General features: G+C 68.1%; 24 protein-coding genes and 1 tRNA gene. 16 read left to right on the top strand and 9 right to left on the bottom strand.

Annotation, left to right across the window (positions count from 1 at the left end; genetic code table 11):
- The first annotated feature begins 204 nt into the window (after nucleotides 1-204).
- Complete coding sequence (locus DZA62_RS13585) at nucleotides 205-684, top strand: Fur family transcriptional regulator (RefSeq protein ID WP_198663720.1); 480 nt, start codon at nucleotides 205-207, stop codon at nucleotides 682-684.
- On the opposite strand, the gene DZA62_RS13580 is transcribed toward DZA62_RS13585, so the two are convergent.
- Together DZA62_RS13580 and DZA62_RS13575 are read right to left on the bottom strand one after the other, a co-directional pair.
- Nucleotides 685-1,440, bottom strand: coding sequence for an endonuclease/exonuclease/phosphatase family protein (locus DZA62_RS13580; protein ID WP_116949413.1), 756 nt, complete (start codon nucleotides 1,438-1,440; stop codon nucleotides 685-687).
- Nucleotides 1,441-1,456: 16 nt separating this feature from the next.
- On the bottom strand, nucleotides 1,457-2,233 hold the full coding sequence (locus DZA62_RS13575; protein WP_116949517.1) for a DUF72 domain-containing protein: 777 nt from the start codon (nucleotides 2,231-2,233) through the stop codon (nucleotides 1,457-1,459).
- 122 nt (nucleotides 2,234-2,355) lie between these two features.
- Between DZA62_RS13575 and DZA62_RS13570 the strand changes: the two genes are divergently transcribed.
- The gene (locus tag DZA62_RS13570; RefSeq protein WP_116949412.1) at nucleotides 2,356-2,964 is read left to right on the top strand and encodes a nucleotidyltransferase domain-containing protein; all 609 of its coding nucleotides are present in this window, start codon (nucleotides 2,356-2,358) and stop codon (nucleotides 2,962-2,964) included.
- Between the two features lie 50 nt (nucleotides 2,965-3,014).
- Nucleotides 3,015-3,371 (top strand): hypothetical protein, encoded by a 357-nt coding sequence (locus tag DZA62_RS35715; RefSeq protein WP_157987659.1) that lies wholly within the window; start codon nucleotides 3,015-3,017, stop codon nucleotides 3,369-3,371.
- 75 nt (nucleotides 3,372-3,446) lie between these two features.
- Here the strand turns inward: DZA62_RS35715 and DZA62_RS13565 are convergent, their stop codons facing one another.
- Nucleotides 3,447-4,814, bottom strand: coding sequence for an FtsX-like permease family protein (locus DZA62_RS13565; protein ID WP_198663719.1), 1,368 nt, complete (start codon nucleotides 4,812-4,814; stop codon nucleotides 3,447-3,449).
- A complete protein-coding gene (locus DZA62_RS13560) occupies nucleotides 4,811-5,590 on the bottom strand; it encodes an ABC transporter ATP-binding protein (RefSeq protein WP_116949411.1) in 780 nt (259 codons plus the stop codon). Before DZA62_RS13560 ends, DZA62_RS13565 begins: the two co-directional genes overlap by 4 nt.
- A 145-nt stretch (nucleotides 5,591-5,735) precedes the next feature.
- On the opposite strand from DZA62_RS13560, the gene DZA62_RS13555 reads away from it, so the two are divergent.
- The 9 genes from DZA62_RS13555 (at nucleotide 5,736) to DZA62_RS13515 (ending at nucleotide 11,703) form a co-directional block, all read left to right on the top strand.
- On the top strand, nucleotides 5,736-6,287 hold the full coding sequence (locus DZA62_RS13555) for a hypothetical protein (RefSeq protein WP_157987658.1): 552 nt from the start codon (nucleotides 5,736-5,738) through the stop codon (nucleotides 6,285-6,287).
- Between the two features lie 87 nt (nucleotides 6,288-6,374).
- The gene (locus DZA62_RS13550; protein WP_116949409.1) at nucleotides 6,375-7,109 is read left to right on the top strand and encodes a YcnI family copper-binding membrane protein; all 735 of its coding nucleotides are present in this window, start codon (nucleotides 6,375-6,377) and stop codon (nucleotides 7,107-7,109) included.
- Nucleotides 7,102-7,767 carry a copper resistance CopC family protein gene (locus DZA62_RS13545; RefSeq protein WP_157987657.1) on the top strand — a complete coding sequence of 222 codons (666 nt, stop codon included), beginning with the start codon at nucleotides 7,102-7,104 and terminating at the stop codon, nucleotides 7,765-7,767. Before DZA62_RS13550 ends, DZA62_RS13545 begins: the two co-directional genes overlap by 8 nt.
- Nucleotides 7,767-9,776 carry a cytochrome c oxidase assembly protein gene (locus tag DZA62_RS13540; protein ID WP_116949407.1) on the top strand — a complete coding sequence of 670 codons (2,010 nt, stop codon included), beginning with the start codon at nucleotides 7,767-7,769 and terminating at the stop codon, nucleotides 9,774-9,776. Before DZA62_RS13545 ends, DZA62_RS13540 begins: the two co-directional genes overlap by 1 nt.
- 62 nt (nucleotides 9,777-9,838) lie before the next feature.
- Nucleotides 9,839-9,911, top strand: a tRNA-Phe gene (locus DZA62_RS13535).
- A gap of 285 nt (nucleotides 9,912-10,196) precedes the next feature.
- Nucleotides 10,197-10,748, top strand: coding sequence for a hypothetical protein (locus tag DZA62_RS13530; protein WP_116949406.1), 552 nt, complete (start codon nucleotides 10,197-10,199; stop codon nucleotides 10,746-10,748).
- Nucleotides 10,745-11,062 (top strand): hypothetical protein, encoded by a 318-nt coding sequence (locus DZA62_RS13525; protein WP_157987656.1) that lies wholly within the window; start codon nucleotides 10,745-10,747, stop codon nucleotides 11,060-11,062. Before DZA62_RS13530 ends, DZA62_RS13525 begins: the two co-directional genes overlap by 4 nt.
- Before the next feature lie 33 nt (nucleotides 11,063-11,095).
- Nucleotides 11,096-11,383 carry a hypothetical protein gene (locus tag DZA62_RS13520; RefSeq protein WP_198663718.1) on the top strand — a complete coding sequence of 96 codons (288 nt, stop codon included), beginning with the start codon at nucleotides 11,096-11,098 and terminating at the stop codon, nucleotides 11,381-11,383.
- Complete coding sequence (locus tag DZA62_RS13515) at nucleotides 11,380-11,703, top strand: hypothetical protein (RefSeq protein WP_116949404.1); 324 nt, start codon at nucleotides 11,380-11,382, stop codon at nucleotides 11,701-11,703. The genes DZA62_RS13520 and DZA62_RS13515 overlap by 4 nt, the downstream gene beginning before the upstream one ends.
- Before the next feature lie 507 nt (nucleotides 11,704-12,210).
- On the opposite strand, the gene DZA62_RS13510 is transcribed toward DZA62_RS13515, so the two are convergent.
- On the bottom strand, nucleotides 12,211-12,564 hold the full coding sequence (locus DZA62_RS13510; RefSeq protein WP_157987655.1) for a hypothetical protein: 354 nt from the start codon (nucleotides 12,562-12,564) through the stop codon (nucleotides 12,211-12,213).
- A gap of 565 nt (nucleotides 12,565-13,129) precedes the next feature.
- On the opposite strand from DZA62_RS13510, the gene DZA62_RS35710 reads away from it, so the two are divergent.
- Nucleotides 13,130-14,263: a pentapeptide repeat-containing protein gene (locus DZA62_RS35710; RefSeq protein ID WP_198663717.1), complete on the top strand. Its 1,134-nt coding sequence runs from the start codon at nucleotides 13,130-13,132 to the stop codon at nucleotides 14,261-14,263.
- 77 nt (nucleotides 14,264-14,340) lie between these two features.
- On the opposite strand, the gene DZA62_RS13505 is transcribed toward DZA62_RS35710, so the two are convergent.
- The 4 genes from DZA62_RS13505 to DZA62_RS13490 all read right to left on the bottom strand — a co-directional run bounded on the left by DZA62_RS13505 (nucleotide 14,341) and on the right by DZA62_RS13490 (nucleotide 18,175).
- Nucleotides 14,341-15,222, bottom strand: coding sequence for a HEPN domain-containing protein (locus DZA62_RS13505; RefSeq protein WP_116949402.1), 882 nt, complete (start codon nucleotides 15,220-15,222; stop codon nucleotides 14,341-14,343).
- A 119-nt stretch (nucleotides 15,223-15,341) separates the two neighbouring features.
- Nucleotides 15,342-16,556 (bottom strand): GmrSD restriction endonuclease domain-containing protein, encoded by a 1,215-nt coding sequence (locus DZA62_RS13500; protein WP_157987653.1) that lies wholly within the window; start codon nucleotides 16,554-16,556, stop codon nucleotides 15,342-15,344.
- 84 nt (nucleotides 16,557-16,640) lie between these two features.
- Nucleotides 16,641-17,336: an HAD family hydrolase gene (locus DZA62_RS13495; RefSeq protein WP_116949400.1), complete on the bottom strand. Its 696-nt coding sequence runs from the start codon at nucleotides 17,334-17,336 to the stop codon at nucleotides 16,641-16,643.
- Complete coding sequence (locus DZA62_RS13490; protein WP_198663716.1) at nucleotides 17,333-18,175, bottom strand: GntR family transcriptional regulator; 843 nt, start codon at nucleotides 18,173-18,175, stop codon at nucleotides 17,333-17,335. The genes DZA62_RS13495 and DZA62_RS13490 overlap by 4 nt, the downstream gene beginning before the upstream one ends.
- A gap of 129 nt (nucleotides 18,176-18,304) precedes the next feature.
- On the opposite strand from DZA62_RS13490, the gene DZA62_RS13485 reads away from it, so the two are divergent.
- From DZA62_RS13485 to DZA62_RS35705, 3 genes are all read left to right on the top strand, one after another.
- Entirely contained in the window at nucleotides 18,305-18,706 is a 402-nt protein-coding gene (locus DZA62_RS13485; protein WP_157987652.1) for a hypothetical protein, read from the top strand.
- 1 nt (nucleotide 18,707) lies between these two features.
- A complete protein-coding gene (locus DZA62_RS13480; RefSeq protein WP_116949398.1) occupies nucleotides 18,708-19,232 on the top strand; it encodes a hypothetical protein in 525 nt (174 codons plus the stop codon).
- A gap of 86 nt (nucleotides 19,233-19,318) precedes the next feature.
- Entirely contained in the window at nucleotides 19,319-19,483 is a 165-nt protein-coding gene (locus DZA62_RS35705) for a hypothetical protein (RefSeq protein ID WP_157987651.1), read from the top strand.
- Nucleotides 19,484-19,581 lie beyond the last annotated feature (98 nt).

Genomic DNA, 19,581 nt, shown 5'->3' with positions numbered 1-19,581 from the left:
TGACCGGCCCGGATGAGGCCTCCACCGGGACGGGGCCGTGAGGAGGGCTGGGCCCGATCGCCGAGGAATCTCGTCTCGTCGACACCGCACCCGCGGCCACCGTCGTCTCAGCCCACCGGCGACCGTGGACCGGGACTCACGTCCGCTGTCCCGGCCGAACCACAGGGAGTGGCGATTCCCGTTCTCAGCCGGGACACTGGAGGGGTGAATGTCGATGTCAGCGCCCCGCACGGCCACTCGCACGACGACGACGTCGCCACCGTCGAGCGCGCGCTGGACCGCCTGCGCGCCCGTGGGCACCGCATCACCGGCGCCCGGCACGCGGTCATCGAGGCGCTCGCGACCGTCGACGGCCACCCCAGCGCGGAGCAGCTCTCCGAGCAGGTCCGCGAGCTGCACCCGACGGTGCACCGCGCCACCGTCTACCGCACGCTCGAGACGCTGGCCACGCTCGGCGTCGTCACGCAGGTGCACGTCGGCGGCGGCGCCACGACGTACCACCTGGCCGCCGGCGCCACCGGGCACGACGACCACCTGCACGCCAGCTGCCGGGTCTGCGGCCGCATCATCGACCTCCCCAGCGACCTGCTCGACCCGATCAAACGGCGGCTGGCCGACGAGAGCGACTTCCAGCTCGACCCACCGCACATCGCGCTGTCCGGCACCTGCCGGCGCTGCCAGTAGTCAGCTCAGCCGCAGCGTCGCGCGGACCGGCCAGTGGTCCGACGGCAGCCGGCCGCCCGGCCGCTCCCGCTCGACCTCGGCCTCCTCGATCGTCCAGTGCGCGCTGGCGAGGATGTGGTCGATGCGCTTCCCGTCGGCGGCCCCGGTGAAGCGGTGCGCGGTCCCGCCGGTCACCGGCGCGAGCCGGAACCCGGCCTCCAGCAGCGGTCCCAGGACGCCGCGATCGCCGGGGCCGGCGTTGAAGTCACCCAGGACGACGGCAGGCAGGGCGGGGTCCAGCCAGCCGGTCAGCTGCCGGACGGAGGCGACGCGGTTGGCGGCGTGCCGCTCGTCCAGGTGCGTGTTGACGACGGTGAACTCGCGCGCCGTGCGCTGGTCGCGGCAGCGGAGGATCGTCGCGACGCGCGGGAACGACGCGTCCGGCAATCGGGTCCCGGGGACGTCCGGGGTGTCGCCGAACCAGCGGGTGCGGTGCTCCAGGACCCTGATGAACCCACCCGAGACGGCGACCGGGCACTGCTCGCCGGACGTCCCGCCATCGCGCCCCTGCGAGTACCACCGCAGGCCGGGCAGCTTCCGGGCGAGATAGGTGCGCTGGAACTCGTACACCTCCTGCAGCCCCAGCACCTCGGCGCCCAGCGCGCCGATGGCCGCCGCGGTCGCACCGCGCCGGAACCACCACGAGTTCAGCCAGTCGAGCGCGCGCCCGTTGCGGACGTTGAACGTCGCGACGCGCAGCTCCAGACTCGGCTCCACGGCGGCAGCGTAGCGGTCAGGAGAAGACGGTGCCGGCCGACGACGGCGTGTGGGTGACGGATCTGCCGGCCCGGCGCAGCACGCCGGCGAACCTGACGGCGTCGCGCACGGCCGCGCCGTCGGGGTCGTTGTTGAAGTAGACGAAGACGTCCCGTTCGTCGGCCCACGTCGCGGCCAGCCGGTCGGCCCAGCTGCGCAGCGCCTGGCCGCCGTATTTCGGCCACGGATGCGCGGCGCCCTCGTGCAGGCGCAGGTAGCCCCAGCCGGCCGTGCGCCACAGCGGGGTGACCGGCCGGCCCTCCCGATCGGCCCAGCACAGGGCCGCTCCACGCCGCTCCAGCAGCGAGCGGATCTCGTCGGTCCACCACGACTCGTGCCGCGGCTCGACGGCCACCCGGACGTCGCGCGGGAACTGCGACAGGCAGCGGTCCAGCCGGTCCGGCTCGGCCCGCAGGTTCGGTGGCAGCTGGAGCAGCACCGGCCCGAGCTGGTCGCCCAGGCCGGCGGCGACGTCCAGGAACCGGCGGACCGGCTCCTCCGGGTCGCGCAGGCGGCGGATGTGCGTCAGGTACCGGCTCGTCTTCACCGCCATGACGAAGTCGGCGGGCAGCCGCTCGCGCCACGACTCGAACGTCTCGCGTCGCGGCAGCCGGTAGAACGCACTGTTGTTCTCGACCGTCGCGAACGCCTCGACGTACCGGTCCAGCCAGCGCCGTTGCGCCAGCTTCGGCGGGTAGAGCACGCCGCGCCAGGAGTCGTACTGCCACCCCGACGTCCCCACGTACACCACCATGGCCGGATCCGTGCCCATTTCCGGCTGGTTCGAACGCGACCGAACCGAATGCGCCTATACTAGGTTCAGGTGTTTTTATAAGAAGTTCGAATGTGCTCTATTTGGGACCGCCGGGAGGCGACATGGACTGGAGCGATCCCGCCACAGCGGTGATGTCGCACGGAACCGCGGCCGTGATTCGCGCACTGGCGGGCGCAGGCACCTTCGGAGTCCGCGAACTGGCTCGTGTCGCCGGCGTATCGCCGACCCGCGCACGTCAGGCGATTCAGCGCCTGGCAGAGCATGGCCTCGTGGACGTCGATGCCCACGCCGGATCGCATCTGGTTCGACTCAATCTCGAGCACGTCGCCGTGCAGCCGACGATCGCCTTGGCGAACCTCCGGACGGAGGTTCTGCATCGTCTCGGCACCGAGGTCAACAGTTGGCCGGTGCCGGCGGAGCACGTCGCACTGTTCGGCTCGGCGGCGCGCGGAGACGGCGATACCTCGTCAGACATCGACATTCTGGTGGTTCGGTCACAGGGCGAGCAGGAGGAGTGGGATCACCAACTGGCGGAGTCCGGTGCCGCCATCCGTCGATGGACGGGGAACTGGGTCGGTTGGTTCGAGGTCGAGGTCGAGGAGTTGCAACGGATGGCGGCGGCGGGTGAGCCGATCGTCGACGAGTGGCGACGCGATGCCATTCCCCTACGCGGCCGTCCCTTGAACTCGCTACTGCGGCGTCCCTCGTGACCCGTCGGGAACGCACCGGTGGCCGGGCACTCGCTACGGCGCGAACGGCGGTGGCGCAGGAGTACCTCCAACTGGCCGAGTTCGCAGCATCCGAAGATCGGCGGGCCGCGAACAACGCCGCCGCAGGGAATGCCGTCCAGGCGTCGATCGCAGCAGCGGATGCCATCTGCTGCCTTCGGCTCGGGCGCTATCACACGGGCGAGGACCATCGCGCTGCCGTCACGCTACTCGAACGCGTCCAGCCCAACGGGACTGATCTGGCTCGTGACCTTGCGAAGGTCCTCGCGATCAAGGACCAGGCCCACTACTCCGGAGAGGGAGTCGCAGCAACGCGACTGACCAGTGTCTTGCGCAGCGCAACCAGGCTCGTCGGAGCGGCCCGGGCTCTCCTCGATCAGACTCGCTGACCAGCTGAAAGAGGGCCGGTTCGAACGCGGCAGCGGGGCGACGGCGCGCGCCGTCGCCCCGCTCGGGGGTCCGCGTCACACCGCGACCGCCTGCACCGCGGGCACCCGGATCACCTTCCGGGCCGCGCCGAGGCAGGACGCCAGGGTGAGCACGGCGGCGGTGGAGACGATGCCGACGTAGATGCCGATCGTGGTGTCCGGCAGCAGCTCGCCCGTGCGGGCCAGGCTGTACGGGAACACCGTCACGATCGAGCCGATCGAGCCGAACAGCACGCCGGCCGCCGCGAGCACGACGCCCTCCATGCCCACCATGCTCAGCACCTGGGGCGGTGTGGAACCGACCAGCCGCTGCTGGCCGAACTCGCGCCGGCGGTAGGTGGTGGCCGCGACCAGCGTGTTGATCACCAGGATCGCCGCGAACACCGACAGCATGCCGACGACGACGAAGTTCAGCGTCTCGATCGCCTGCGCCTCGTCCGGCGGGATCGACGAGCCGGCCACCGGCGGAGCGGAGTTCTCGATGCTCTGCATGTACAGCGTGCCGGTCGCGATGCCGGTGAACAGGATGATCGGCATCAGCGCGCCGGCCATGTGCTGCGTCCGGCGGCGGACGTTTTCGACGGCGAGGTAGCCGCTGGTGCCGCCCAGCAGCCGCATCGGGCCGGCCAGCACGGCCGTCACGGCCCGCACCAGCACGGGGGCGAACAGCGCCAGCCCGATCGAGAACCAGATCGACGCCTGACCGGCGGTCTGCATCGCGTCGATGCCCTTGTCGTCGAAGAGCGTCACGGTGAGGATCGCGCAGTTCAGGCCGATGGCGAGGAACGCGATGGCGGCGATCGTGCGCTTGCGGGTCATCCGCGCCTGCTCGATCGTGACCGCCGTCATGGCCTCCTTGGCCCGCATCCGCGTCGACCGGCGCGCGGTGACGACGGCCCCGCCGACCGCGGCGAGGAACGTCACGCCGACGCCGATGGACAGCGCCGTCGCGCCGAAGCCGTAGGAGATGCCCTCGGCGACCTGGTCGGTGTTCTGCAGCAGGTCCAGCAGCAGCCGGCCGGCGGCCATCGCCGGCACGATCGCCAGCGCCGCCGCCGCGACGGCCACGAGCGCGGCCTCGCCGACGATCATCCGGCCGACCTGGACCGGGGTCGCGCCGATGCTCTTCAGCAGGGCCATCTCCGCGGCGCGCTGCCGCACCGACAACGTCATGGTCGAGATCACCGCGAACAGCACGATGACCAGGCCCCAGCCGCCCACGACCATCGCCATGGTCGTCAGCGTCTCCTCGCTCACGTCGTCGACGCCGGTACCCGCGGCGGTGTCGAGCAGGGCGGCGAACGCCATCACGACGACCGCGCCCAGGAACATCGACAGGAAGCTCGCGACGAACCCGCCGGTGCGGTGCCGCAGCGTGCGCACGGCCAGCCCGAACACCGTCACTCACCCACAGCCGAGCTCAGGCCGACGGTGTCGCCGAGGTGCGTCATGCGCTCGGCGACGGCCTCCGCCGTCGGACGGTCCAGCGAACCGGCGATGCGGCCGTCGGCCAGGAAGATCACCGAGTCGGCGTACGCGGCCGCCACCGGGTCGTGCGTCACCATGACGACCGTCTGGCCGAACTCGCGCACCGCCTCGGCCAGCAGCGTCAGCACCGTGCGGGCGCTGCGGCTGTCGAGGGCGCCGGTGGGCTCGTCGGCGAAGATCGCGCTCGGGTTGGTGACCAGCGCCCGGGCGATGGCGACCCGCTGCTGCTGACCGCCGGACAGCTCGGCCGGACGGTGGTCGATCCGCTCACCCAGCCCGACCCGCTCGAGGATCGCGGTCGCGCGCTTGCGGTCGGCCCGCTTGCCCGCCAGCCGCAGCGGCAGCGTCACGTTCTGCAGGACGGTGAGCGTCGGGAGCAGGTTGAACTGCTGGAAGATGAAGCCGATGCGCTGCCGGCGGAACTTCGTCAGCGCGGTCTCGCTGCCGCCGGTCAGCTCGGCGCCGTCGATGAACACCCGGCCGGCGGTCGGCTGGTCGAGGCCGGCGGCGCACTGCAGGAACGTGCTCTTGCCGGAGCCGGACGGGCCCATGATCGCGGTGAACGTGCCCGCGGCCAGGCTGAGGGACACGTCGTCCAACGCCCGGACGGGGTTCTCGCCGGTGCCGTAGGTCTTGCTGACCTGGACCAGCCGCAGGGCCTCCGCGGCCCTCGTGATGTCATGCCCAGCCATCTCTCTCTCCGTTCTCGGGTGGCGCTCGTCCGGCGCCTACCAAGAACCTAGGAATCAGCCCTGGCCGGGCGCGATGGAGGAATCTCCCCAGTTGGGGTGGGGCTACCCCTAAGGGCGGCCTTGACCTTCTCGGTACAGTGACGGCGTGCCTGGTCTCGGACGTGGTCGTGCGCGCGTCACGCGCGGCCTGGTCATGTCCGCGGCCTGTCTGCTGCTGCCGACGCTGGCCCACGCGGCCGCCGGTGGCGATGTCACGACGCAGCCCGGTTTCGTCGCGGTGGCGCTGCTGCTGTGCGTCGCCTGCGTCGCGCTGGCCGACCGGCGGCGTTCGGTGCTCGAGATCGCGGCGATGCTGGTGTTCACCCAGCCGGTGCTGCACGTCCTGCTGACGCTCGACGGCCACCACTCCACGCAATCCTCCGTCGTCCCGTCCGCGGGCATGGCGCTGGCGCACGTGCTGTCGGCCGTGGTGCTGACGGTGCTGCTGGCCGGCGCCGAGAGCGTCGCGTGGTCGCTGGCGTCGCTGTCCGCGACGGTGCTGCTCACGCGGGTGCGGCGGCTGCTGACGGCGCCGGTGCCCGCCGTGGCGCGCCTGCGGGCCGAGGGTGCCGAGGTCGTGGCCGCCGCGCCGCGCAGCGTCCTGCTCGTCCGGTCGACACCGTGGAGAGGCCCACCGGCGCTGCCGGTTCTGGGCTGACACGACTGCTGTCGACGGGGGACGCGGTGCTCTTCGGGCGCCGCGGGTTCCCGCGTATCTCCACGACTGAGACAAAGGACGCAATTCATGATCACACGTACCCTCGCCAGGGCGGGGCTCGCCGCCGGTGGCGCCGTCGCGTTGGGGCTGGTCCTCGCCGGGCCCGCCTCGGCGCACGTCACCATCCGGCCGGACGTCGACACCGCCGGGTCCTACTCCAAGATCACCGTCCGGGTGCCGAACGAGTCCGACACCGCCGGCACGGTGCAGGTCCGGCTCGACCTCCCCGCCGACACCCCGATCCCGTCGGTGCGCGTGCAGCCGCACGCGGGCTGGACCGCCGAGCTCACCACGACCCGCTTCCCGGAGCCCGTGCAGGTCGGCGACCGGACGCTCGAGGAGGCGGTCACGGCCGTCACCTGGACCGCCGACCCGGGCGTGCGCATCGGCCCGGGCGAGTTCGACGAGTTCGCGATCTCCGTCGGCCCGCTCCCCGAGGCCGGCACGTACTTCCTCCCCGCCACCCAGACCTACGACGACGGCGAGGTCGTCGCCTGGGCCGAGGAGACGGTCGAGGGCCAGGAGGAGCCGGAGCGCCCGGCGCCGTCGCTGGAGGTCGTCGAGGCCACCGGTGAGGACGGTCACGGCGGCGCGCCGGCGGCCGAGAACGTGTCGGACGAGGGTGGGACGTCCACCGACGCCGCAGCATCGGACGGCGACGGCGCCGACGACCTCGCGCGCGGGGTCGGCATCGGCGGACTCGTCGTCGGCGCGGCCGGCGTGGGTGTCGGCGCGGCGGCGCTGCGGCGGCGCAATGCGTAGCCTCCGTCGCCTGATCGGGGTCGCGGCGCTGGCCGCGGCCCCGGTCGCCGGGCTGTCCCTGTTCGCCGCCCCCGCCGCGGTCGCCCACGACCAGCTGGTCGCGAGCACGCCCGAGGACGGCGGCACCGTCAGCACGCCGCTCACCGCGGTCGAGCTGGTCTTCAGCAACGCCATCCCGGGCGAGTTCGTCCAGGTCGCGGTCACCGACGCGGCCGGCGCCACGTTCCAGGACGGCGCGCCGCAGACCGCCGGCGACACCGTCACCCAGACCGTCCAACAGCTGCCGGACGGCGCCTACACGATCGCTTACCGGGTCGTGTCGTCCGACGGCCACCCGATCGAGGGCACCGTCGGCTTCACCGTCAGCGGCGTGGGACCGGCAGCACCTGCGGAGACGCCGGCCGAGGCGCCGTCCGAGACACCGTCCGCGGCACCGTCCGAGACGCCGTCGGCGCCCGCGGAGACGCCGGCCGAGGAACCGTCGGACGAGACCACCCCGGCCGCCGGCTCCGGCTCGTCGTCCGCCGACGACGGCGGAGGGCTGGGCTCGACGGCGACCGTTCTGCTCATCGTCGGCGGCGCCGTGGTCGTCGCCGTGCTCGCGTTCGTGGCGGCCGGTGGCCGGCGGCGCGGAACCGCGGAGGACACTGACAGCTGATGAACACCTCGACTCCGGCCGCCGACGTCGTACCGCCCACCCGCCAATGGGGCGTGGCGGCGGCCGGGATCGCCCTGGTCACGCTGATCGTCGCGCTGCTGCTCGGCGGCGGCGACGCCACGGCCGGCATCCCGGGCCTGGGCGATCCCGGCGAGGTCACCAAATGGGGGCTGCCGATCGCCCGGGCCGTGCTCGACGGAGCCGGCGCGGTCACCGTCGGGCTGCTCGGCCTGGCGGTCGTGCTGCCGACGCGCAAGGGCCAGCTCGGCGGCGACGCGCTGCACGCACTGCGGGCGGCGTCGCTGTCTGCGCTCGTGCTCGCCGTCGCCGCCGCCGTCGTCCACCTGCTGACGCTGTCCGACCTGGTCGGACGGCCGCTTCCGGAGGCGCTGGCCGGCGACTCGTTCGTCTCGTACACGTCGACGGTCGAGCAGGGCCGGGCGTATGCGGCGATGGTCGTGCTCGCGCTGGCGATCATCCCGGCCGCGCGGCTCACTCTCGGGCACGGCGGCGCCATCGCACTGTTCTGCCTCGGCGTCGCGACGCTGGTGCCGCTCAGCCTGATCGGGCACTCGTCGTCCGGCGATTACCACCATTCCGCACGGGTGTCGCTGCTGGTGCACCTGATCGGTATGGCGCTGTGGGTCGGCGGGCTGGTGGCGCTGTCCTGGTATGCCGGACGGCGCGGGCGGGAGCTGCCACGGGTGGCGCGCGCCTTCTCCGCCGTCGCGCTGGGCTGCTTCGTCATGGTGGCGGCCAGCGGCGTGCTGAACGCGTGGGTGCGGCTGGAGTCGCTGGCCGAGGTGTTCACGTCCGCGTACGGACTGATCCTGTTCGGGAAGGTGCTCGCGCTGATCGCGCTGGGCTGGCTCGGCTGGCGGCACCGCAGCCGCACGCTGCCGCAGCTGGAGGCGGGCCGGGCGGGCGCGTTCCGGCGGCTCGCCGTCGGCGAGATCATCATCATGGCCGTGGCGCTCGGCCTCGCCGTCGCCCTCAGCCGAACCGAGCCGCCCGGCCCGGAGATCCCCGAGGTGCGCACCGCCGTACGCACCCTCATCGGTTTCCCGGTCCCGCCCGAGATCAGCCCGGGCCGGCTGGTGACCGAGTTCTACCCGGACGCGATGTTCGCGCTCGGCATCCTGGCCGCTCTGCTGCTCTACCTGGGCGGCGTCTGGCGGCTGTACCGCCGCGGCGACAAGTGGCCCGTCGGGCGGACCATCGCCTGGCTGACCGGCCTCGCGACGGTCGCGTTCGTGGGGCTCAGCGGGCTGCAGACCTACGGCATGGTGATGCTGTCGGTGCACATGGTCCAGCACATGATCCTCATGATGGTGAGCCCGATCCTGCTGGTCCTCGGCGGGCCCGTCACGCTGGCCCTGCGCGCACTGAAGCCGGCTCGGCGCGGTCAGCTGGGCCCGCGCGAGGCCATCACCGCCGCCGTCAACAGCCCCGTCGCTCGGGTGCTGACCCACCCGCTCGTGGCGCTGGCGCTGTTCGTGTCCGGCTCGTTCACGGTCTACTTCACCGGCCTGTTCGAGTCGGCGATGCGCTCGCACACCGGCCACATGCTGATGAGCGCCCACTTCCTCGTCGTCGGGTACCTGTTCTTCGAAATGCTCATCGGCATCGACCCGCTGCCCAAACGTCCGCCGTTCCCCGCCCGCGTCGTGCTGCAGCTGCTGGCGATGTCCTTCCACGCCGTCTTCGGACTCGCCCTCATGGAGTCGTCGCGCCTCATCGCCGGCGACTACTACCGCGAGATCGCCACCGAGATCACCTGGCTGCCCAACACCCTGGACGACCAGACCCTCGCCGGGCAGATCACGTGGGGCTTCGGCGAACTGCCCGGGCTGCTGGTCATCGGCGTGCTGTTCGTCCAGTGGTATCGCTCGGACGAGCGCGAGGCGCGGCGTTTCGACCGGCGCGAGGGCGAGGACGAAGCCGAACGCGAGGCCTACAACACCTACCTCGCCAAGCTCGACGAACGCTCCCGCCGCGAGAAGACCTGAGCGTCGGCGGGCACGATTTCGCCCGCGCGGCGGCGTCGGCTAAACTCGTCCCGCCAACGCAAGGACAGGTAGCTCAGTTGGAAGAGCGTCCGCCTGAAAAGCGGAAGGTCGGCGGATCGAACCCGCCCCTGTCCACCCCTTCACCAGCACGTTCATCTATCGTTCGTCACCGCCGTTGACCGTGATTCCCCCGCCGTATCCGCCCCTTGGGGCACGCCGGGGGCACGGCGATCCATCCACTCGCGCCGTCTGATCTGGCGGGCTGGCTTCTGCGCGTCACGCCGCATCGCGGTCGTCAGACGGCGGGCGCGTGGCCCTCCTGTAGTCGGGAGTGACCTCATCCCTTGTAGTCGCCCCCGGCCGGTGCGCCAACACCGGTCCGGGGACTTGATCCCACCCTGAACTAGCAGGAGGAGACCCATGGTCACCGTACCGAAGCCGAAGAAGCGAGAGATCATCACCCGTGCACCGTTCGTGCATCCCGACGTCGGGGAGATCGTCGCGTACCACGACGAGGAAGGCCCGACCATCGATGTGACGATCCGCCCGGAGGGCTCCGAGGAGTACGCGCACTTCGGGCTCACCGCGGCGGACGCGCATGAGCTGGCGGACGAGCTGCACCGCATCGGCACCATCGTTCAACGGGCCGGCTGGACTCCCACGCTCCTGTCCGACGCGCGGAACTATCTGCCGGGCATGACCGACGAGCAGATCATCGAGCGACTGGACCGGCTCTACCGCCGCTGGGGCGGACTCGTCATCGGGTTCCGCGGCCGACTGGACCGGGCCGCCGCCCGTGCACTGGCGGTCGAGGTCCACTTGGAGACGCTGGAACGCTCGGCCGCGTCGGTCGAAGAGCACGCCGAGAGCCTGTCCGGGATCCCGGAGCTGGCCGACCGGCTGGCCGAGCTGCGCTCCTCCCTGGACGAGGTCAGGCAGATGTACGTCGCCGAGCGGGAGCGTCAGCCGTGATCGGGGCTAACGAGCGGAACGCCGCGTGTTCGGTGAAGTGGTGTGACGAGACCGGCACGCACACGGTGCACCGCAAGTACGTGGCATCGGTGCCCGGCGGGATCCGCGGCGGCGGCCTGGTCGGAGTGAACCTCGCCCAACGGGTCCAGCCGCGGGCGTCGGTGTGTATCGAGCTGACCGTCACTACGCCATGGGCCTCCACTGCTGGCTACCTGTTCGCCGCCACGTCGGTGCCGGAAATCGCGTCGGCGCTGACCGAGGCAGCCGAGCGCGCGACGGAGCTGGACGCGGCACGGCATCGGAACGACGAATGACGACTGTCACTACTCGTAGTAGGGTTGTAGTAGATGAATGTGGACTGGACGCACGGTGCCGCGCACATGTGGGACCGCCACCAGGTCAGTGTTCAGGAGGCAAACGAGGCGCTGGCCGACCCGCTGGCATGGGTGCTCGACCCGGACCCGAAGAGCAAGTCCGGCGACAGCATCCGGGTCATCGGGTTGTGCCGGTCGAGAGAGGAACTGTTGACGGTGATCCTGGTCCGCGACCCGGCCGTGTCCTGGCTGTGGGGCGCGAACGGGTGGCCATCGAACAGCAGCGACCGGCGTGAATACATGCGAAGGAGGCGAGCATGAGCAGGATCGAAGACAAGATCAAGGAGATCCAGGACGAGTCCGAGGCCACCAGGGAGGACCCCTACCCCGAAGGGACGGTGGGGACGCACCCGAACCTGGCCGGGTCAGTCGTGCAGTCGGTGCGGTTGCCGGCGGCGGAGTTCGCGAAGATCGAGCAGATCGCTCGTGAGGCCGAGCTTCCGGTGTCGGCGCTGATCCGAGGCTGGGTGCTGAACAGCCTGGCGGCTCGGGAGAACGCCACGTTAAAGGACGCGGTGAACCGGCTCATCTCCGACGCCGACGAGCTGCGCCGCTTCATCGACCGCGATCCCGCCGCGTAGCTCGGGGTGGCTCGGGTCGTGCCCGCTCTCCGGCGTCGACCTCGTAACTGCCGCCCCTAGGCCGAAGCGAAGCCTGTCCAGGGTCGACGTAGTCGATCGCGCAGCGACACGGAGCGCAGCGCAGTGCCCTTGACTCGCGCAGTGCAGGCCGGATCATGGCGGCGTGAGGGGGACGCCCCTGACAAGCAAGGCCCGGTTCACGGTTGGCCGGCGATGGTGGAACCACTCCACTGTCGCCGGCCTTCTGCATGTCCCGCGGCCGCCGGCCGGGCCGCGGGAGGGACCGGCCGCCAGGCCGCACGCCCGACGCGGGCCCGCAGCCGGCGAGCCGCGCGGCGAGCGGAGCGAGCCGCCTTGACGGAGTACAGAAAGTCTTCACGCCCATCCGCACGTGCACCTTGTCTAGATGCGGCTGATGCTTGGCACCCGTGTATCAGCTGATCCTTGACGGTGGGCTCCTAGGTCCGGCGGCTGCAGGCTGATCGATCCCGGCGGCCGCGGGCGCACCTAGCTGGCGGTGAAGATGCCGGTGTCGGAGGCGACGTCGAATGCGCGGACACCAAGCCTTTGGAGCAGTTGGGCGACGAAGCGATTGGCGGCGTCATCGTCCGCACCGCGGATGTGAAGTGCGAAGTAGTCCAGCTGTGGGCGGTCAGGAACATTGATCTCGATGTCCGCGCCACCGACCAGGACGTGCCCCCAGGTGCGGTCGGTGAAGTCCGCGGAGGGCACGAGTTCCCGCACGGCGGCGACGACCTCCGCGTGGCCGAACGGCAGTGGCGCCGGTCGCCATGAGTCGGGGATCTCCGCAACGCTGCGGACGGTTGGGGGTATGTCCTGGACGATGATGTCGCGGCTCACGCCAGCCATGATGACATCCGCGCCACGGACAGTTCGGCGGGCTGCCGCTGTCAAGCATCAGCCGCGACAGGACATTCGCACGCGCACCTGTCCCATCGGTGCCCGCAGCACTGCCACAGGCAACTGCACCATAGGTAGAACTCCGTCGCCGCAGCGCGGCGCGAAATGGCGGGCAGGAGGTCCGGTCTGCCGTGCGCTGCCCACACCGCTGCGCATTCGGAGCGGAACGGCTCGCGCCATGCGGCCGTGGACTCTGCGAACGTGCGCCGGCACAAGGAGTTTCGTCGCGGGCCGCTGGTACCTTCGCTGAGACGTTCGCTCCTTGGTAGTTCGCGGGGCGCCCGTAACGATGGCAGTTAATCGGAAGGCCGAACCAGTGATGAGTGCGGACGACCAGCCACGCCGCCGTCTCAACTCAATTGGAGGTCGGCTTGTTGGGCTACTCGGCAGAGTGAGACGGATACGTCTGCGCGGAAGTAGCGCGCTTGGGTTCCCGCCCACCGGGTTCCCGGTACGCCATGGCCTCACGTCCCACGTCCTCACGTGGCTCCTTTTAGGCGCTGTGTTGACAGCCAGCGTGATGGTTCTCCTCTGGCGAACACTGGGTGAGCCCGACCTGGCGACAACAAGCGGCACCCTCACGCCCGACGACATGTTCTCCATAGTTCGAATCAGCTTGGCCGCCGTTGCCGGTATAGGCGGAATCGTCGCGCTCGTTGTCGCTTTCCGGCGACAGAAGTTCATCGAAACCGATCATCTTCGCGCCGTAGCAGCCGAGAAGCGCGAGGACACTCGCCTATTCACTGAGCGATTCCGCTCAGCCGCAGAGCAGATGGGTTCGGACAAAGCCGCAGTCAGGCTCGCCGGCTTGTATGCTCTTCGCGAACTGGGCGACGACTGGGTCTCGGGCCGGCAGATGTGCGCAGACGTCATCTGTGCCTATCTCAGAATGCCATTTAGAGGGCCGTTTAGCATGGGTTCGGAGGGGGACGAGGAGCTGGCCGTGGAGGCGGGCAGTGAATCCGGGGCACAGGAATTTCAGGTTCGACTAACAGCCCAGAAGTTGATTGCGTCGCGTCTCCCTGAGCGAGGCACATCGAAAGGGTTGCCCAACAGTTGGGATATAGCCCTCGATCTGAGCGGGGCTCATTTAATCAATCTCGACCTCTCCTTGAAGGTCATCTTGAGCATGAAGTGCGACCGCGCAACTTTCCACGGTGACACCTGGTTTAACGGCTCGGTATTCTTGGATGACGTTGGGTTCTATGACACCGTTTTTAACGGCCGTGCGGTCTTTACTGGAGCTACGTTTAGGAGACATGGCGGATTCGCGGGGTCCAAGATGCTCAATGGCGCCTACTTCGTGAAGGCTAAATTCGACATCGACGCCGAGTTTCTGCGTGCCGGCCTCGGTGGAGAAGTGGAGTTCAGAGGCGCTTCAGTTCTACATGGACGTTTCGACTTTCATGATGCTCAGTTCGACGGCAGGTTGAATTTTAGTCGCGTCGACTGGGGCTCAAATGGCGCGGAGAAGGTATTCGTGGGCGCGAGCGCGACCCAACGGACAAGTGCGTCAGGCCTTCCTGACCCTTGGAGCCTTGTCGGTAACGCATTCGTCAAGGAATCGATGGGCGGTGACTCAGCACCGCACAGCGGCGAAAACGACCGGCTCCTCGCCCCCGATGCGCCATCAGAGTAGGACGTAATCGAGCGCCCGCGCGCGGGAAGGCTCTTGAAACTGCACTCGCGGGCCGCAATTCGGTGCGATTTCTAGTGCTAGGCCTCGGGTAGCAGCTCTACCCATTGCTGCGCCACCGAATGGACCGCAGCGCCTTCGCCCAAACGCGGAGGGCCATCGCTCATGCCAACGCCCAGCTGCACCACCTCGTTCACGCCAGCGATCACCGAATCCCGTGCGACGTTGTCCGCCATCAGTGAGGTCACTCTACCGCCCTTGAAAATGCCCGTCTTGCCTTGGAACAGCAGAGCATCGCCTATTGCCAGGTTCGCACCAACCAGGTCAACGCCTATGAAGTCAGTATATTTCTTCGCCATGATTCCAATACGGGGAGCATTTCCAGTTGCGACTAGCTCGTCTAACAACCTCAGATTGGCGACCGACTCCACCGACAACAGGTATTGCTCAAGAACATCTAGGTATTCGAGTAGTCGCTGCGATCTTAGAATGTCATCCTGGATCGAATAGGCATGTGTTAACGAATTGCGGCGGTCGACAAGATCCACCAGCAACGAGGAGACGGATGCCATACCGGTTTTGGCCAGAGACGCCGCAGTCACCAGCCCACGCTCATCCAGTTTGACGTCGAGCCTTGCGATCAACTCACAGATCAGTGGATGCCGATAGTTTGCCTGGGCCCGGGTAAAGACTGCCGGCACAAGCCTCCGCAGCGAGCTCGTTGACCTGCTGTTCAGCGCGACGAATATGTCGTCCTCGTCAAGATCGGCCCGAAGGCGCGACTTTGGGCCATCAATTATGGAGTTCAGGGCTAGGCTCTTGAACTCATTTCGAACGCGTTCTGGCATCGTCAGAAACGATTGATGCAGCTTGTTATAGTTCGCCGCGACTTCCAGAATTATCTCGTCAATTGACTGCTCAAGCAGGCCGTATAACGACACGACTCCTGCGACGTAGCCCATGCGCCGAACCTGTACGCCGCCCGCACCGGTGGCGACCAGGGCTCTCTCCGTTGAGTCGGATAGTTCGATATCAGCGCGCAGCTTTGATACGCTTGATCGAATTGCTTGTCGAAGTTGCTTCACTTCGCATCCAGTACCCGGTTCAACATTTCCAGGATAAGTGCATCTCTGCGAAGGACGTCCTTGGGGTCTGTCTTGCGCCCGTCGAACTCTGTCGAATACTCGTCATAGAGCGCTCCCAGTTTCTCACTTACCTCCGCCTTCCTCGCAACTAGGTCATGCTCCTGATCGAGCTGCTGGCTGAAGGCCGACATCACAGAGTCGTACGCCAGCAGGGTAGGACGCGGCACCCAATCGCGCCTTCCGCCCCGCTCCCGCCTGATATAGAAAGCTCGCTCACCTAGGACTTCGACGACTAGGTCTATCGTACGAACGAAGAGCGCACCGATCTCTTCCACAAGATCACGCGAGTAAGTCTCGTTGGCTCGTGACCAATATTGATCGAGAAACGGCTTTAGCCGGCGGGGGCCCTCGACACCGCGCTGGCGGTGGGCGAAGAAGCGAAGGACCATTTCAACATCTTCCATACTCTGGAAGCGTGGGTCCCGCAGCACGTCTTCGCTCGGACTGTCGAGGTCGTCTGCGTCATTCTCAGGTTCCGGTATCCCCCACGCACGACAAAAACTGGGAGTTCTTGCCAGTCTGGGAAGGACCGCGTTCAAAGGGCCTTTGCTTAGTGCGTTCCGGGATTCCTGCGGCTCTAGCGTCACTCCGCCACTGTTGATGCGCTCAAAGACGAGCTCCTTCAGCTGTTGCGCATCACCCTGATCCTGCGCCGTTTCGTACAGGAGCACTATGCTTGATATGTAGCGCCTGTCGATTGCTTGGCGCAGCTGCAAAGGCAGGTTATCATATATCCGACCATTCAGCTCCGGCCAGTATTCAAGCTCCGCAAGCTCAAATCGGTTACGGTAGAAATCCCATATCGCAGTGAGCCGCTGCAGGCCATCCATGACTTCGTATTTCGAATATTCGTACTCATACACGAAGATCGGCGGTACGGGCACGTTCATGATGAACGATTCAATCAGCCGAGACTTCTTCCCCACCGACCATCGATGGCGTCGCTGATACTCCGGCTTTAATTCGTATCGGCCGGATTCAAGCACGAGGGGGAGTTCTGCCAGCTGGGTCCGCGCTTGGTCCGTGACGATGCGCACTTCGCCGCTTGAGTACCGTCGAACGATTGTCTCGTCGGACGATCCGCCTGGATCTGGCTCAATTATTGGATCAAGATTGAGCTTCTCGCCCGGTATCAAATCGTTGACCGGCATCACGTGCTCCTGACTCGTCTCGGTGCTTCGTCCTACTCTAGCTACGCTCAGATTGATTGGCTCGGTTCCTCGGGTGCAGGTCACTCAACTCGTTCGCAAGGCTGCCGCAATTGCCGGCATTGCATCCGTGATGGCATCGGCTCCGACGGACCTGAGACGCTCGGCCTTGCCCGCCTTGTTTGCGAAACCGATCGATCGAACATCTGCGCGCCGGGACGCGACGACGTCTGACTCCGAGTCCCCGACGAGAACAGCTGATGTCGGTCGCGTAGCTGTTGCGGCCATCGCTTCGAGCAAGTATGCAGGATTCGGCTTCATACACGCGGGCTGCGGCGTTCGGCGTGCGGCCACGTAGTGGATGAGGCCACCGATTTGGTGGGCCGCCAGATAGCCTTGTATGGCGACGGTGGCGTTGTTGCTCACAATTGCGACACGCCGCCCGGACTTGGCTGCAGCACGAATCACGTCCACGGCACCGGGCGTAGGCACTGCAGAAGCGACAGCCTCGACTTCGGCGACAACAAGCTCCTCGTAGACCTGGCGCGTTACTACGCTCCCGTAGGCTGCACTATGCCGATAGACCGCGAGCGGATCAGGCTCACGGTCTAGGGTAGGCGGGATGGCGAGGCCATGACGCTTAAGTGTTCGGCGAAGTCGCTCAGCAACGACCGGCGCAGGCAGACCGGCGAAGACACTGCAGATAGGGCCGTCGAAGTCGAGCATTAGGAGTTCGACGCCGGACATGAGCTTGGCGAGCTGTTCGCTCGTGCTGGCGGTCACTGGGCGCTCTCGCGGCCGACGGTGGTCCAGATGCTGTCGAACCAGCGGCGAGCCTGGGCGACGTACTGGGAGCCCATGGATTCGTCGTCGTCGGTGGCGGCGTGGTGGAACAGGATGGCGTCCTTGCCGCCGAGGTCGAGGATGGTCGTCGGCTCGTCGGCGAGGCTGACCTGGTGTTCGTATACGGGGTAGAAGCCGAAGAACACCTGGGCGTCGTTGATGATGTAGAGCTTGAACATCGGTGGCGTGCCGTGCACGCGCATTTCGACGCTGGCCTTCTTCACGAGGCCGATCTCGGCCAGCTCGTTCACCGAGTGGCGTAGGGCCTCGATGTGGCGCACGGCGATGTCGGCCATGCGCTCGCGGATCGGCGGATAGTCGCCGGGCTCGTCGACGCGGCGGGGCAGCGTCCACGGCGTGGTGGTGTCGGCGATGAGGATGCGGATGCTGATCTCCTGCGGTGTGAGCCGGCCGGAGCGGATGTTGTCCAACGGCTCCTGCATCGCCCCGTGCAGCGTCTCTGCCGTGTAGCCGGCGAAGTCGACCCGGACGCTGCCGCCCTCGAACGCCTGCTCCAGGTGCGGGCGCAGACCGACTGGCTTCTCCGTGCGCTCGCGGACGAATACACCGCTCCCCTGCCGGGACACGATCAGCTTCTCGTCGCGCAGGATGTCCAACGCGTTCTGCACGGTCTGTCGCGCCACGCCGTAGGTCTCGGCCAGCTTGCTCCCGGACGGCAACTTCTCGCCGGGCGCGTACTTGCGGGTCAGGATCGCCGCACGCAGGGCGTTCGCGACCTGGATGTACGGCGGACGCGGGTCGTCCGGGTCAAGTGCCATGCCTTTCAGGATATCGGCAAGTCAGCCAACCTAGACAAATTCATTGACTTGCCTAACCTGCCTAGTTAGCCTGGCCATGTTGGTTGTGTCGTAGAGCGCGACGCACAGAGCCCAGGGAGGCCACAGGTCATGGCGACCTATGCAGTGGACAGCAAGCAGCAGGCGATGACGGCGACCGGTGTCGTCAACTCGGTGCACGAGTGGGAGGACACCCCGGACGGGCGTCGGCAGTCCGAACGCCAGGCGGTCGACGAGGAGACGCATCTGCCGTTGTGGGCAGTCGAGGTCAACTACCGGACGGTGTCCTTCGACCGGGAGCTGACGGCGCGGGCGCAGGTGACGGTTCCGGCGCCGTTGCGGCCGGAGATCGCGGATTACTCGCCGATCGAGTTCGGTGATCTGGTGGCGTCGGCGCGGGCGACGAAGACGGGCCAGCTGGTGGAGTCGTGGCGCGCCGGTGGGATCGCGTCGCACACGCCGCCGCGCAAGGACGCCGGCAAGACCACGTCCGGTAGCGAGAAGGCGGCCTGAGATGACCGTTCTCGATGTGCCGACCGATGCGTACGCGGCGGCTGACTGGCTCGCGGCACGGCATCCGTGGGTGCGTCAGCTGGTCGAGCGGATCGCCGGCCGGATCGAGGAGCACCCCGGCTGGCTGGACGCCGTCACCGCGGCCGTCAACGGCCACCTGGCGGACGCGGCCGCGTGGGAGGCGTACGAGGCCCGGCACCCGGCTCCGGACGGCGACGCGGCGTTCTGGGAGTGGCACGCGCAAGGCCCGAAGGTCTCGCCCGAGGTGCGAGCGTTCGGCGTCATGTCCAGCGGTGAGAAGCGGCTGATCCGGCTGGTCGCCACCCTCGGTGGCCGGGTCGCGTGGTCACCGCACGACGTGTCGTTCGACCAGCGCGGCGCGGCGGTTCTCGCGGACTGGCTTGCGATCGTGCACGCCCGTCTGCCGGCGTCGCTGTACCCGGCCGCGTCGGATGACGCGCTGGTGGTGCGGCTGGCGGCTGTAATCGACGCGGTCAACGGTGAGGTTCGCGCCGTCTCGCGATGAGACCCCACCGGGGACGGGTGACAGGCCTAGGAAACCGACCCCGTCCCCGGTGGCCCCAATCAACACCCCGAATGGAGGGGATTGGTGTGTCCAACCCTACGACCTGGCGACTCCCGTTCACCGCACTCGGCGTCGTCCTCGCGCAACTGCTGACCGTCGTCGCCCTCATGGTCGGCGCGGACGAGGTCCAGGCCGAGCGGTCCAACGCGGCCAGTGACGCCGCGGTGACCCGCTGCGGTGAACGCCCATGACCGCGCACCCGACCGTCGCCGTGATGGTGGCTTGTTCCGGCTGTGGTCGGCCGGTGGCCGCCGCATCGGCGTGGTTCCACCCGGGGACCGGCGACACC

Source organism: Jiangella endophytica, assembly GCF_003427025.1.
Taxonomy (GTDB): domain Bacteria; phylum Actinomycetota; class Actinomycetes; order Jiangellales; family Jiangellaceae; genus Jiangella; species Jiangella endophytica.
This window is presented reverse-complemented; position numbering and strand designations above follow the sequence as displayed.